9 protein-coding genes are annotated in these 13,686 nt (G+C 39.6%); 2 read left to right on the top strand and 7 right to left on the bottom strand.

Annotation, left to right across the window (positions count from 1 at the left end):
* Positions 1 to 43: 43 nt before the first annotated feature.
* Positions 44 to 1,813, bottom strand: coding sequence for a TonB-dependent receptor (locus tag DQ356_RS08130; protein WP_185123776.1), 1,770 nt, complete (start codon positions 1,811 to 1,813; stop codon positions 44 to 46).
* A 37-nt stretch (positions 1,814 to 1,850) separates the two neighbouring features.
* Positions 1,851 to 4,814: a tetratricopeptide repeat protein gene (locus DQ356_RS08125; RefSeq protein ID WP_114303979.1), complete on the bottom strand. Its 2,964-nt coding sequence runs from the start codon at positions 4,812 to 4,814 to the stop codon at positions 1,851 to 1,853.
* A 208-nt stretch (positions 4,815 to 5,022) separates the two neighbouring features.
* Between DQ356_RS08125 and DQ356_RS08120 the strand changes: the two genes are divergently transcribed.
* Positions 5,023 to 6,708, top strand: coding sequence for an APC family permease (locus DQ356_RS08120; protein WP_114303978.1), 1,686 nt, complete (start codon positions 5,023 to 5,025; stop codon positions 6,706 to 6,708).
* An 84-nt stretch (positions 6,709 to 6,792) separates the two neighbouring features.
* On the opposite strand, the gene crcB is transcribed toward DQ356_RS08120, so the two are convergent.
* The 3 genes from crcB to DQ356_RS08105 are packed head-to-tail and all read right to left on the bottom strand — an operon-like array spanning position 6,793 to position 8,532.
* Entirely contained in the window at positions 6,793 to 7,152 is a 360-nt protein-coding gene (gene crcB / locus DQ356_RS08115) for a fluoride efflux transporter CrcB (RefSeq protein ID WP_114304066.1), read from the bottom strand.
* Between the two features lie 19 nt (positions 7,153 to 7,171).
* The gene (locus tag DQ356_RS08110) at positions 7,172 to 7,828 is read right to left on the bottom strand and encodes a CoA transferase subunit B (RefSeq protein WP_114303977.1); all 657 of its coding nucleotides are present in this window, start codon (positions 7,826 to 7,828) and stop codon (positions 7,172 to 7,174) included.
* Positions 7,828 to 8,532 carry a CoA transferase subunit A gene (locus tag DQ356_RS08105; RefSeq protein WP_114303976.1) on the bottom strand — a complete coding sequence of 235 codons (705 nt, stop codon included), beginning with the start codon at positions 8,530 to 8,532 and terminating at the stop codon, positions 7,828 to 7,830. Before DQ356_RS08105 ends, DQ356_RS08110 begins: the two co-directional genes overlap by 1 nt.
* A gap of 247 nt (positions 8,533 to 8,779) precedes the next feature.
* Here DQ356_RS08105 and rplS point away from each other — a divergent pair, with 247 nt between their 5' ends.
* Entirely contained in the window at positions 8,780 to 9,136 is a 357-nt protein-coding gene (rplS, locus tag DQ356_RS08100) for a 50S ribosomal protein L19 (protein WP_114303975.1), read from the top strand.
* Positions 9,137 to 9,201: 65 nt separating this feature from the next.
* On the opposite strand, the gene DQ356_RS08095 is transcribed toward rplS, so the two are convergent.
* Together DQ356_RS08095 and rpsA are read right to left on the bottom strand one after the other, a co-directional pair.
* A complete protein-coding gene (locus tag DQ356_RS08095; RefSeq protein ID WP_114303974.1) occupies positions 9,202 to 11,757 on the bottom strand; it encodes a T9SS-dependent M36 family metallopeptidase in 2,556 nt (851 codons plus the stop codon).
* A gap of 95 nt (positions 11,758 to 11,852) precedes the next feature.
* Positions 11,853 to 13,631 (bottom strand): 30S ribosomal protein S1, encoded by a 1,779-nt coding sequence (rpsA, locus tag DQ356_RS08090; RefSeq protein ID WP_114303973.1) that lies wholly within the window; start codon positions 13,629 to 13,631, stop codon positions 11,853 to 11,855.
* Positions 13,632 to 13,686 lie beyond the last annotated feature (55 nt).

Here is a 13,686-nt window from a genome sequence, read left to right as displayed (position 1 = left end):
TCAGGATTCCGAAATGTCTTTATTTGAAAGAATAAATTTTAAATTAGAAAGATACTTTTACTCCGGCTAAAACCTGCGCGCCGAGAACTTTATATCCTTTATAACTTTGGTATTGTGCATTGGTAAGATTATTTCCAATGGCAAAAACACTGAAATTTTTATGAAATTTGTACTCTGCAGAAAGATTAAAATCCGCATAACCGGAAAGCCGTTCTGCTGTATTTTCTTCCGGAATAAAAATTCCGGCAATCGGATCTTCGGTATAAGAAAATGAATTCGTGGTTCTTTCGCTGATGAAAAACGCTTTAAAACCGAGCAGAAGTTTCTGATCCAAAAGTCGGTACTGTCCGCCAAATTCTGCATTGAACTCCGGAATATTATATATTTTATCTTGATTATCCAGACGGTAAAAATTATAATTCATTGCTGCATTCAGAGACAGATTTTGCAAAGGAAAATACTGAACAGAAGCTTTCACTTCATTCACAGATCCGTTGTCGTACACTGCTGAAAAAGTATTGGCGTAGTTGTAAGCTGAACGGTTCAGGGTATTGATGTGATCAAAAAGTCCGTTCGCCTTGAAGAACATAATATTTCTGACTTCTGAAAAACCTGCGGAAACATCGTATTTTACATGCTCATTCACATCGCCTTTAATTCCGAAATACAAACGGTATTTTGTTTCTGTTGGTAAAACTTCCTGATCCGAAACCAAAAACGGATTTCTTTGAAGCATTTCTGTATAGGAATTATGTTGTAAACCTCCATCAACACCCAAATATAGATTCGCTAAAGGTGAACTGGCAAACAATACTTCTGCTTTTGGGAACCAATATGTTTTATTTTCTTTTAATCTGTCTGTCAACAGATTATTATTTTGCTCTGCACCCAAGAAGCTGAATCCTGAACCAATCATCAGATAAGATTTTCCACGGAAAAAAGTTATTTTAGGTTCCAGAATTCCTTCGAAATAATTGGATTCATGTTGTTCCAATAAATCGAAACGGGAATTTACCGACTCGAACCCAACTCCCAAATCCGCATTCAGAGTTACATCCGGCAAAGGAAATTTCATTTCATGTTGCGACAGATTTACTTTTACTGAAGCTACACTTTCTTTTGCATTAAAATGATCATTCAGAATACCCGTTTTCACCTGAGCACTGTTAAGAATTTTATTGGAATAATGGTCATAAAATCCGTTCAGGGAAAAATTTTGGACTTGCTGTTTCAAGACGGCATCCGGAGCGGGTTCTAAGGCGTAAATTCCGTAATAGTTATAATCCTGAGACCCAAAACCTGCCGTTACATTTATTTTTCCGGAATTGGTATAAGCGTTCATGAATGCGCTAAGATCTGCCTGTGAAGACCGGCTGTTCCAGGGATATTCATTCTTTAAACCGTGCGTGGAAAGAACATGCGCATCCAAACCGATTTCCGTTTGTGGATTCAGTTGATACGTTGCATAACCGTCCAGAAGCACTTTCCCGTAGTTTCCCATCCCGAACCGTGCATAATTCTGGTATTGGTCGGCCTCTATTTTCGGAGTAATATCCTCTCCCTGAATGGTAGAAGTTTGAAAATCCGATAGCGCAGGAACGTTGGTAATCTGATATTGAACGGGATTTTGCGACTTTTCTTCGGGCGGATAATTCTTGATGGTTTCAACAGAAGTTTTTTTCTTTTCTATTTTCTTTACTTCGGGTTCCCGTTTCTTATCCAGGATCAGTTTTTCTTCTTTAATCTGAGAAAATAAAGCTGCTGAAGAAAGTACCATTCCCAGTACCCATATTTTTTGAATATTTTTGCTCATAACGAGTTCAGGTTTCTGTGTCGAAATTGAATTGTTTTTATTTGATTTGTTTTTTCACTTCCCTAGCTTCTGCTACGACGTCGGGAAAATCACTATAATTGGCAATCAGTTGATCCACGGTATAACTTGCCTGATAATTGTCTTTCAGTCCCAAGTAATTTTTAGCCATTACTACGAGCGCTTTTGCACCCCAATATTCTTCGGACGCATAATTATTGGCGAGCCTGAAAATAGTTTCGTTGGAAGCTTTGTAGGATTTGGATTTATTTTGATAAAAAGCTTTTGCAAACAACGCTTCGGCGGCAACTTCAGGATTCGCAGATTTTTCCAGTGCTGCATAAGCGGTTTGCGCCTCTTTATCTTTTCCGCTGTTCATCAGGCTTCTCGCCTTTATCGATTTCGCACTTTCCAGGATTGCGGCTGCATTTTTTGAATTGGCAAGTACCAGATCAGCAAATTTCTCTGCCTGCGCAAAATTTTTCTCTTCGGCATAAATCTTCATCAGTTCTGTGTTGGCAAAATTCCTGATGTTCACCTGCGTAGATGAAGTGAGGGTTTCCAGAATTTTTTTGGCTTCAGCAGTATTATTCTGATTCAGGTAAATCTGGGCAATTCTGGTTTTAGATTCCTGTTGATAATCATTTTGAACCGCCGCAACATCCTGTAAAACAAGCAATGCTTTTGTGAAATTTTTGTTATGAAAATAACTTTCTCCCAATTCAAATTGCGCCTGATACATTCCTTCTCCGGTCGGATTCTGACTCAGATATTTTTCATAAAGCGGAATCGCTGCATTGTAATTTTTCTGGATATACAATTGTTTTGCAGAGGCAAGATTGATCTCATCAATTTCAGAAGCTTCAATTTTCACTCCTAAATTTCGGGCAAAATCTTCATATCCGGCTATATCTCCGTTTTTAACGAATATCGGCCTGGAAGCCTGAACCACTTTTGAGGCATAAGCAGAATTTTTATACTGATTTCCTAAAGTTCGCAGTTCTGCCAAAGCTTTAGCGTCCTGATTCTGATCGATGTACAACTGTGCTCTATAAATTTGAGCATCCGCTACCAAATCCTGATCTCTGCTGTTTTTAATTACTTTTGAGAAAAAATCTGCGGCATTGGAATAATCTTCTTCTGAAGCATAAGCAACGGCAATTTCATATTGAGCATCATCAACATATTCAGAGTCAGGAAATTTAGAAATCAGATTTTTGAGGGTGTTTATTTTAGCGCTGTTATTTCCCTGAAATCCAAGTGCCATTCCCTTTTGAAAAACTGTATAATCACTTGCGGTTTCAGCAGTATCGTACAAAGCAATTGCTTCAGCAAGCTGGTTTTCGGCATAATAGGAATCTGCAAGTCTCAATTGGGCGTCATTTCTGAACTCAGCTTTCGGATTCTGAAGATAGCTTTGGAAATGTTGTTTTGATTTATCGAACTTCTTCGATTTAAAATAGGCGTATCCTAAATCATAATGCAGCTGCTGTTTTTCAGGAAAAGCTGAAACATTCATCAGGCTTTCAAAACGGGCGATTGCCGAAGGGAAATTTTCTTTCTGATAATACGTTTGTCCAAGCCAATAAACTGCTCTGTTATAAAATTCTTTATTAAGATTAAATTCCAGGCTTCTCAGAAAATACTTTTCTGCAGCATCGAAATTTCCTTTATTAAATTCCTCGGTTCCTAATAAAAAAGAAACTTCCTGGTCTATTTTATCCGTTTCCGCAGTAGAATTCTGAAGTTTATCTATTGCAGCGAGTGTTTCTCTGTAATCCCCTGAATAAAGGTAGGATTTTACCAGCAATTTCCTTATTTCCGGAGTTTTTTCATCGGCGGGATATCGGTCAATAAATCCTTGAATTACTTTCGGAGCACTTTCAAAAGGATTCCCGACATCGTAACTCACTTTGGCATATTGTTCATGAGCCAGTTTCTGAACATGGGCATCGTATTGCATTTGATAAGCTGAACGAAATGCGGATAGAGCTTCCTGTTTTTTCCCGGTTTGTAAATAAGCATTTCCGAGTTGGTAATACGCGTTTTGAGACAACTCAGAACTACTGTTAATCAATTGGTTATAATACGAAACTGCTTCGTCATACTTTTCCAGCTGCGCCGCGACAAAACCCATTTGATATAAGTCGCTTTCGCCTGCATCTGGCCTGCTCTCAAGGAATGATTTTAAATGAGGATACGCTTCAGTATAATTTCCTTTCATGAAATAACTTTCGCCGATAATTTTGTGAACTTCCGCTTTATACGCTTCGGAAATATCAGTATTCAATAATGCATTTCCTTCACGAATCGCTGCATCATACTCTTTTTCGTTATAATACATTTGCACGTAATACGGACGGACGAGTCTGGAAAATTTCGGATCTTCTTTAATACTATCAAAATACTGAAAAGCTGCTTCATTCTGTCTGTCAGCATAATACAGATGCCCCAACATATAAGCGACATCATTTTTATTTTGCGGATCACCATTCAAATAAGCTTCTTCCAAAGCGCGAATCGCACCTTTGCTGTCGCCGGCCATGAATTTTGCATACCCCAGTTTCAGGATATAATCCGTGTTTTCCTGTCGTGAAAGTTGGTACTGATTCACTTTCTCTAAAGTTTCCAACGCTTTGTCAAAATCTTTTTGGGCAAGATAATAATCTGCCAACGGAAGATTGGCCTGGGCAAAATAAGCAGAATTGGGATATTCTTTGATGAAAGCTGCCAAGCCGTCTTCAGCATGGTTTTTCTGGAGAATAACGCCGATGACATTATCAAAAAACTGCGCCGCTTCTTTTTTCGATTTTGAAAGTTGGCTGTTATAAAAATATTGCTGAGAATATTCGTGTTGCGAAGCATTGTACACCTTCGTCTGATAAAGGTTTTCTGCAAGCTCAAACGTATATGGACTGCGGTCGCTGAAATAGTGTGAATGCTGGGCATGAGCAACACCAAAATAAAAAACAACAGCAGTGGTCAAGATTTTTTTTGAATTCATTTTCTGAGTCTTAGAAAGTGGATTATTTATTAACAAAAATATTGAAAACTTATGATGTGGACAAGTATTTTTGATCATGTGGAAATGTGGATAACTTCAAACGATGTGCTTTTTTTTGTTAAAACTTAACCTTAAATTAAGAAAAAACAGATGGGAAATATCATCATTTTTCTGAAATGATTACATTTGTTTTTCCTCAATTAAAGATATGAATCAACTTTTCAGAAAGAAAATTTACAGCGAATCCGACAAGCCCACCTCTTTGAACCGCGTGTTAGGAGTTTGGGACATTGTTTTTTTTGGTTTGGCGGCCATCATCGGCGCAGGAAGTTTCAGCAGTCTGGGAGAAGCTATTTTCCGTGGCGGTCCCGGTGTTATTTCCCTTTATATTATTTGCGGAGTTGCATGTGGATTTACTGCACTTTCTTATGCAGAATTTGCCAGCAGAATTCCGGTTGCAGGCTCAGCTTACACGTATGCTTATGCGAGTTTCGGAGAACTGATGGCCTGGATCATCGGTTGGGCGCTGATTATGGAATATTCTTTCGGAAATATTTATGTCGCTTTTTCCTGGAGCGATTATTTTACCAGTTTTCTGGAAAGGCTGGGAATGCACGTGCCGGATTATCTTTCTACCAGTTATCCGGAAGCCAGAAAAGCTTTTGAAAACGGTTCTGAAAACAGAGAACTAATCAATGCATGGACTACAGCTCCCATCGTGGGTGGATTGAAATTTATTGCGGATATTCCGGCATTAATTATCAATATTTTGATTACCGCATTGGTTTATATTGGCATCAAAGAAAGCAAGAATTTCAACAATATTCTGGTCATTTTAAAAATCGCTGTAATTCTTCTCATCATTGGAATTGGTGCGTTTTATATCAATACAGACAACTGGTCACCGCTGAACCGCGAAGGAATTCCTTCTTTTATACCGAACGGTTTTTCAGGTGTCATGGCTGCCGTTTCAGGGGTTTTCTTCGCTTATATTGGGTTTGATGCGCTCAGTGTACTTGCGGAAGAAACCAAAAATCCAAAGAAAAATTTACCGAGAGGAATGATCATTTCTTTGGTAATCAGCACATTGGTTTACATTGCTCTCACCCTGATATTAACAGGCATGGTAGATTACAAAAAGTTCGACGGAATTGGCGATCCGCTTTCATTTATTTTCGCTCCTGAAAACAGTAATCTTCCGTGGATGGAATTCATCGTTTCCGTGACGGCAATTCTCGCCATTACGACTGTATTGTTGGTTTTTCAAATGGGACAACCCCGAATTTGGTATGCGATGAGCCGCGATGGTCTTTTGCCAAAACGTTTTTCCACAATACATCAAAAATACAAAACACCGGGATTTGCTACCATTATCACAGGAATCGCTGTGGGAGTTCCCATTCTTTTTACAGACAAATCTTTTATTCTGGATTTCACCAGTATCGGAACCATTTTCGCTTTTGTTTTAGTAAACGGCGGAATCTTACTGATGCCCAGAAAACAGAAACTAAAAGGCAGATTTCACATGCCGTATGTTAATTCCAAATACATTTTCGCACCGCTATTTTTCACGGTGGCAGCAGGGTTTTATTACTGGCAGCCAGAGTTTTTTCATCAACTTACTCATTGGAGCGATCCTTTGGAAGGCGAATTCCGCTTATCCGTATGTATTTATTTGTTGATTAATGTAGTGCTGTGCTATCTTTCAGTTACCAGAAACCTGAGTTTGATTCCGTTATTGGGATTAACTTCCTGCCTTTATCTTCTGACCGGAATGACGCACAACAACTGGTTATGGTTTGGAATTTGGTTTGCCATCGGCCTGCTGATTTATTTCTTTTACGGGATGAAAAACAGCAAACTCGAACAGAAATTAAATGGTGACCTGAACTGATAATTCACCAGAGTAGAAATAATGTTTGCAGAATTAAAAGATAACTGTCCGGATAATTTGTCATTTCTGACGCAGATTCCATCATCAGGAGCTTATTTTCGCTCCCAGCATGACAGCCACTATTCCGGCCAGAATACTGAGTAAAATGTAGAGCAACAAAATGGTGTAATTTGCACTTTGCCAAAGAGAAAAGCTTTCTGCTGATAACGCTGAAAAAGTAGTGAAACCGCCACAAAAACCTGCAATTAAGAAGAATCGAAGGCTGTCATTTTTCAGAAAAGATGTTGAAAAAATTCCGATGAGAAAACATCCCAGCACATTGACCAGAAAAGTTCCCATCGGAAAACTATTATACACCCACCATTTCTGGGTATAGCCGGAAATCAGAAAACGCAAGACACTTCCTGCTCCGCCGCCCAGAAATATATAAAAGAGTGTTTTCATTTCGGAAGATTGATTGGTTTTAATCAATCACCATTTCGGGGATTTCCCCATCAATAATCAGCGTAGCTTCTGTGGCTTTTACAATATCTTCCACGGAAACACCGGGCGCTCTTTCCAGAAGTTTCAGTCCGTTTTCGGTAACTTCCATCACGGCGATATCGGTGACTATTTTTTTTACACATTTTACTCCCGTAAGCGGAAGGGTACATTTTTTCAGTATTTTACTTTCACCAGCCTTGTTGGTGTGCATCATAGCGACAATAATATTCTGTGCAGAAGCCACCAAATCCATAGCACCGCCCATTCCTTTCACCATTTTCCCGGGAATTTTCCAGCTGGCGATATCGCCTTCTTCGGTAACTTCCATGGCTCCAAGTATCGTGAGATCCACTTTCTGGCTTCGGATCATCCCAAAACTGAAAGCCGAATCGAAAAAAGAAGCACCCGGAAGCGTGGTGATCGTTTGTTTGCCGGCATTAATGAGATCGGCATCCTCCTCGCCTTCATACGGAAAAGGGCCCATTCCCAAAACTCCGTTTTCACTCTGGAAATCTACCGAAAGGTTTTCGGGAACATAATTGGCGACCAACGTCGGAATTCCGATGCCTAAGTTCACGTAATATCCGTCCTTTACTTCTTTCGAAATCCTTTTTGCTATTTGTTCTTTTGTTAACATCAGTCTTTTCTTTTTCTTGTCGTTACCCGTTCAATTCTTTTTTCATATTTCTCCCCCTGAAAGATGCGCTGTACCATGATTCCGGGAATATGAATTTCATTGGGATCCAGCATTCCCGGTTCCACCAGTTCTTCAACTTCAGCGATAGTAATTTTTGCGGCTCCGGCCATAGGAAGGTTAAAATTCCGGGCAGTTCCTCTGAAAATCAGGTTTCCTGTATAGTCTCCTTTCCAGGCTTTCACAATGGCATATTCTGCTTCATAGGCGTGTTCCAGAATATGCATTTTACCATGGAATTCTCTTTCTTCTTTTCCTTCGGCTACTTCGGTTCCATATCCGGTTGGTGTATAAAAAGCAGGAATTCCGGCTTGCGCAGCTCGGCATTTCTCAGCTAAAGTTCCCTGTGGTGTCAGTTCGACATCCAGTTCACCGGAAAGCATTTGTCTTTCAAATTCAGCATTTTCACCTACATACGAAGCGATCATTTTCTTAATTTGTCTTTTCTGTAACAGCAGTCCGAGTCCGAAATCGTCCACTCCGGCATTATTGGAAATACAGGTAAGGTCAGTAATATTGCTTTCCACCAATGCATTAATGGAATTCTCTGGAATCCCGCAAAGGCCGAAGCCGCCCAACATTAACGTCATTCCGTTTTCTATTCCCTGAATAGCTTCCTTAGCATTTTTAACACGTTTGTCTATCATTTTAAAACTAAAATTTAATGGGATGAAATTACTGAATTTTTATGAAATACCGAACTTTGACTTCGGGAAAGCAGGCAGTTTCTGTATGGAGTTCACCTACTGATTTTTAAGCTATATTTCATTCCACTAAAATTATAATAAAAAGTTGGCTGTTTGTAAATTTTGTTCTATTTTTGCAACCTGTTAACCAACCTCTGACGAAGGCCGTGAATGTTGTTTAGCTTCAATTTATTTTTATTTAATAATAATGGATTTATTAAAGTACGTACAAGACAAGTACATTGCTAAGAAGGAGTTCCCAGAATTTAAAGCCGGTGACACCATCACCGTTTACACCGAAATTAGAGAAGGTAACAAAACCAGAACTCAGTTCTTTAAAGGAACCGTGATTCAGGTGAGAGGAACAGGTGCTACTAAAATGTTTACCATCAGAAAAATGAGTGGTGATGTTGGTGTAGAAAGAGTATTCCCGATCAATATGCCTGCGTTGCAAAAGATCGAAGTAGACAGAAGAGGTAAAGTAAGAAGAGCGAGAATCTTCTATTTCAGAGACCTTAGAGGGAAGAAAGCGAGAATTAAAGACGTTCCTTTCAAAAAGAAATAAGAATTCAGACAACAACAATAGGAAAAACCACCCGAAACTTTCAGGTGGTTTTTTCATTTTTATAATTATCTCGCTACCAAAAGTTTCAATGTTTTCTCTTTTCCATTGGCTTTTATTTTCAGGTAATACAAGCCTTTAGTGAGTTGGCCGGTTGAAAATTCCTGCTGCATTTGCACAACGAGCCTTTCTTCAGACTGAACCCGCCTTCCTGCAGCGTCATAAATTTCGATAAAAACTTTGCCAAACATGCTAAGCGGAAAACGAATGTAATAGCGTTCTCCGGCAGGATTCGGATACAGTTTCAGTTCGGTTTCTGAAAGCAGTGCGGTATTTTCGCATTCGGAGGGAACAGAAAAATCTTCTGTCTGATCGTTAATATCCGCTTTTAAACCTGCGGAAGCTTTTGCTCCTACTCCCCTTCTGGCAAACGTTTCCCAGATCATGCAGCGGTTTTCCCCATTGGTGGAAGCGATGTCAGCAGCAATCACCGCATCTCTTCCGGAAATAAAATTCGGATTGCATTCCTGAAGTTTCAGCGCATCAAGGACGGTTTGCAGAACTCTCGTACTTCCGTTTTTATTATCCGCCATCACATCTGCGGAATATCCGTATTTTTCAACAAATTTCCAGTGTAAATCCCAGAGAATAGTAGCCCAGACAAAACCAATAGAATGTACATCGGGCACCATTTTACCCTCATCCATAAATTCCATTCCGTTGGTTTTTCCATAGGTGTAATTATTGATACTGAAATCCGGAGAATATTTTGCCGGGCGTATTCCGATGCCGTCTGCATTTTGACTCACTGCGAAGGATCCGATGGATCTCGGAACACTGGCAGCAGCATCAGGTTGATTGGTGAGCATTAACGCAAAAAAATCTGACCAACCTTCGCCCATTTGTTCTTTCGAAATGTTCTTATTCAGACACGAATATCCGTTGCCGGTGAGGCGATTGGTAATACCATGCCCATATTCGTGGATCATAATTCCGTTATCAAAACTGCCGTCCACCCATTTTATATTTCCAGGATCTTCTTTTAAAGTAATATTTACGTTTTGTCCTGAACTGATGGTATTTTTAATAAATTCTCCTTCAGAATGTTCAATTAAAATAGATGGAATGGTAATGCTGGAATCTGTTCCGCCCATATTGACGAGATCCGTAGAAGAAGCGGCGTTATAAATTACTGCGGCGACTGCGCCCGCATTCTGGATGTTTTTGACTTTCTCAGTAAAATTGCAATTTCCTCTTTCAGCGAGGCCAATTTTTCCCGCTAAAATTCCGGAAGCGACAGGAGAACAGGCGTCCAATACGGGAGCAATCGCAACATCGCCCGTAATTCCTGTTGAAGTAAGTGCCGTTCCGAAAGCTGCAGGCCTTGAAACCGGCTGACGAACCGCAGCAGAAACGGGCTGATTATAAAACAGCCGCTGAATGAGTTGCGAACTCCAGAGAAACATCTGCATGCGTGGATTTGTTCCTTCCGGAGGTGTATAAAAAGTAGAGTTATTCTGATCCGATAAATCCTGAGATTCCGCTAACACCTCATCATTTCCCAGTCCTCCTTTTCCAAAATTATTGTTCTGAAAATTTCTCGCTGTTTCCGTAAAGCCCAGCCGATAAAAAATATCATGAGATTTATTAATGCTATAAAAAAGCTGCGTTACTGAAGCTGACAGGTTATTATTTGGTGGTTGATCCAAATTTAAAGGAAAATCAAAAACTCTTGCCGATCCTCCATCGGGCGAAAATCCGGGAATATCTTTAGCATTTTGATCTTCATAAGCATATACATTATTTCCTCTGGTGATCGTGAAGACAGTATTCCCCACGGAATGCCAACCTTGCGGAGAAGCGTCAGCAAACCAAGGATTGGCCACCAAAAAGCGGTTTCCAAAATTCGGGCTTTCTATAGGAATTGGAAATACACGGTACGCCGCCTGGTCAGCAGATTTGAAAACATTGCTTTTATTTTCTTTTTTATTCGCAGTAATTTTTTCTGTGATATTCTGGTTGTGATCATGAAAATTACAAGAGAGTGTCAGATTCTGTTCGTGAAGCAAAGTTCCCGTATTGGCATCCACAATCATATTCCAGTAATTGGAAGATTGCTGTTCATGAAAATGAAATTCGTAGCCCAGTTTCAGTTCCTGATTTTCTAAAAAATAAGTAAGCCGGTATTTTACGGGATGCTGAAGCGAAGATGTTTTTTCATGAAAAAGAAGAATTTCAAACGGATTGTGATCAGAAATTTGTTTTATTTTCAGCGCTTTCTGAAAAGCAGATTCTACCTCTAAAACAGGCGCAGGAGAAGTCACCGTTCTCATTTCTCTCACAAAATTATCAGCAAAATAGCTTACTTTACCCTCTTTTATCAACGCTGTAGCTACGCCATTAAACACTGGGATTCCATGTAAAGTTTGCTGTAATTTCAACACAGAAGCTTTCATCGATTCAGAATAATCTTCATTATCCACCGTAAAATCCGACAATCCGGATCTACTGAAATGCTGTTCCTGATTTTGTTTCAGAAACTCTTTCAACAGTTGATGATAATCTTGTGCGGTAGTTATTCCCGAAACTAAAAGCAAAGCAATAGACAGAACAATTTTCTTCATGATAAAAAAATGTGAATCTAAATTACACTTTTTAATTTAACGAAAACAAAAAACCACTCCTTTCGAAGTGGCTCTATGATGAATGCAAGTCGGGATTAGTTTCCGCCTTCCATTTTCTTTTTCAATTCTGCTAAGACGTCCATATCACCAAGAGTGGTTTTTTCTTCGCCTGATGAAGCAGATGGTTTAGAAGAAGCATCTTTCATGTTTCTTCTTTCCTCGTCGCGGAAAATTCCGGTGTGGGAAACTACTACTCTCTTGAATTCTTTGTTGAATTCAATCACTTTAAACTGAGCATCTTCACCTTTTTTGATTTTGGAACCGTCTTCTTTTTCCAATAATCTTGAAGGGCAGAAAGCTTCTACTTCAGCATCTTCGAACTGAACCTGAGCTCCTTTATCGAAAACGTCTGTCGCTTTACCTTCATGTACCGTTCCTTCAGCATATTTGGTTTCAAATTTATCCCAAGGATTTTCCTGAAGTTGCTTGTGTCCCAAAGAAAGTCTTCTGGCAGCAGTATCCAGTTCCAATACTACAACATCCAGCTTATCGCCTACGTTGCAGAACTCTGAAGGATGCTTGATTTTCTTAGTCCAGGAAAGATCAGAAATATAGATTAATCCGTCGATACCTTCTTCCAGTTCTACGAAAACACCAAAATTGGTGAAGTTTCTAACGATTCCGGAATGTTGTGAACCAACAGGATATTTAGCTTCGATATTTTCCCAAGGATCTTTAGTCAATTGCTTGATACCCAAGGAAATTTTTCTTTCTTCTCTGTCCAGAGTCAGTACTTCAGCTTCTACTTCGTCGCCTACTTTTACGAAATCTCCGGCACTTCTCAAGTGAGTAGACCAAGACATTTCAGAAACGTGAATAAGTCCTTCTACACCAGGCGCGATTTCAACAAACGCACCATAATCTGCAAGAACCACTACCTTTCCGGTTACTTTATCGCCAATTTTCATATCGGCAGAAAGGGCATCCCAAGGATGAGCATCAAGCTGCTTCATACCCAACTGGATTCTTGTTTTTTCGTCATCGAAATCAAGAATTACCACTTTCACAGTTTGTCCATCTTCCAGAACTTCTGAAGGATGGTTCACTCTGCTCCAGGAAAGGTCGGTAATGTGTACTAATCCGTCTACACCACCAAGGTCAACGAATACACCATAAGAAGTGATATTCTTCACAGTTCCTTCCAGAACCTGTCCTTTTTCTAACTGACCAATGATCTCTCTCTTCTGTCCTTCAAGATCTGCTTCAATAAGCGCTTTATGAGAAACAACAACGTTTTTAAATTCAGGATTGATTTTCACCACCTTGAATTCCATTGTTTTTCCTACGTATTGATCGTAATCTTTGATTGGTTTCACATCAATTTGAGAACCCGGAAGGAACGCTTCGATACCGTGGATATCTACGATCATACCTCCTTTGGTTCTGGATTTTACAAAACCGTTTACGATTTCACCAGTTTCGTGAAGTTCGTTTACCTTGTCCCAAGCTTTCAGCGTTCTCGCTTTTCTGTGGGAAAGCTGCAGTTGTCCGGTTTTGTCTTCTCTTTTGTCCACCATTACTTCTACTTCGTCGCCTACTTTCAGGCCGCTGTTGTAACGGAATTCGTTCAGAGAAATCACACCTTCAGACTTGAAGTTGATGTCCACGATGGCTTCTTTGTCGGTAAGTCTTACCACTTTTCCTACCAAGACATCATTGTCATCTAGGTTGTTCAGAGATCCTTTGTAAATTTCTTCCAGATCGCTTTTTTCTTTTCTTGCCTCAGCATCTAGCCCGGATTCGAAAGAATCCCAGTCAAATTGTTCAGGTGCTACGTTTTGGTTCAAAAGAACCGTGTCTTTAGTTTCAGACATAAAATCTAAATTTGTATTCCTTCTTTTCTATCGTCTATTTGTGGAAATAAAAAAT

This window comes from Chryseobacterium lacus (assembly GCF_003336205.1).
GTDB lineage: Bacteria > Bacteroidota > Bacteroidia > Flavobacteriales > Weeksellaceae > Chryseobacterium_A > Chryseobacterium_A lacus.
This window is presented reverse-complemented; position numbering and strand designations above follow the sequence as displayed.

Excerpts from the sequence above, each read along its gene's own strand:
- rpsA (WP_114303973.1), bottom strand. The coding sequence starts at position 13,631 with ATGTCTGAAACTAAAGACACGGTTCTTTTGAACCAAAACGTAGCACCT.
- DQ356_RS08120 (WP_114303978.1), top strand. The coding sequence starts at position 5,023 with ATGAATCAACTTTTCAGAAAGAAAATTTACAGCGAATCCGACAAGCCC.
- DQ356_RS08125 (WP_114303979.1), bottom strand. The coding sequence starts at position 4,814 with ATGAATTCAAAAAAAATCTTGACCACTGCTGTTGTTTTTTATTTTGGT.
- DQ356_RS08130 (WP_185123776.1), bottom strand. The coding sequence starts at position 1,813 with ATGAGCAAAAATATTCAAAAAATATGGGTACTGGGAATGGTACTTTCT.
- DQ356_RS08105 (WP_114303976.1), bottom strand. The coding sequence starts at position 8,532 with ATGATAGACAAACGTGTTAAAAATGCTAAGGAAGCTATTCAGGGAATA.
- crcB (WP_114304066.1), bottom strand. The coding sequence starts at position 7,152 with ATGAAAACACTCTTTTATATATTTCTGGGCGGCGGAGCAGGAAGTGTC.
- DQ356_RS08110 (WP_114303977.1), bottom strand. The coding sequence starts at position 7,828 with ATGTTAACAAAAGAACAAATAGCAAAAAGGATTTCGAAAGAAGTAAAG.
- DQ356_RS08095 (WP_114303974.1), bottom strand. The coding sequence starts at position 11,757 with ATGAAGAAAATTGTTCTGTCTATTGCTTTGCTTTTAGTTTCGGGAATA.
- rplS (WP_114303975.1), top strand. The coding sequence starts at position 8,780 with ATGGATTTATTAAAGTACGTACAAGACAAGTACATTGCTAAGAAGGAG.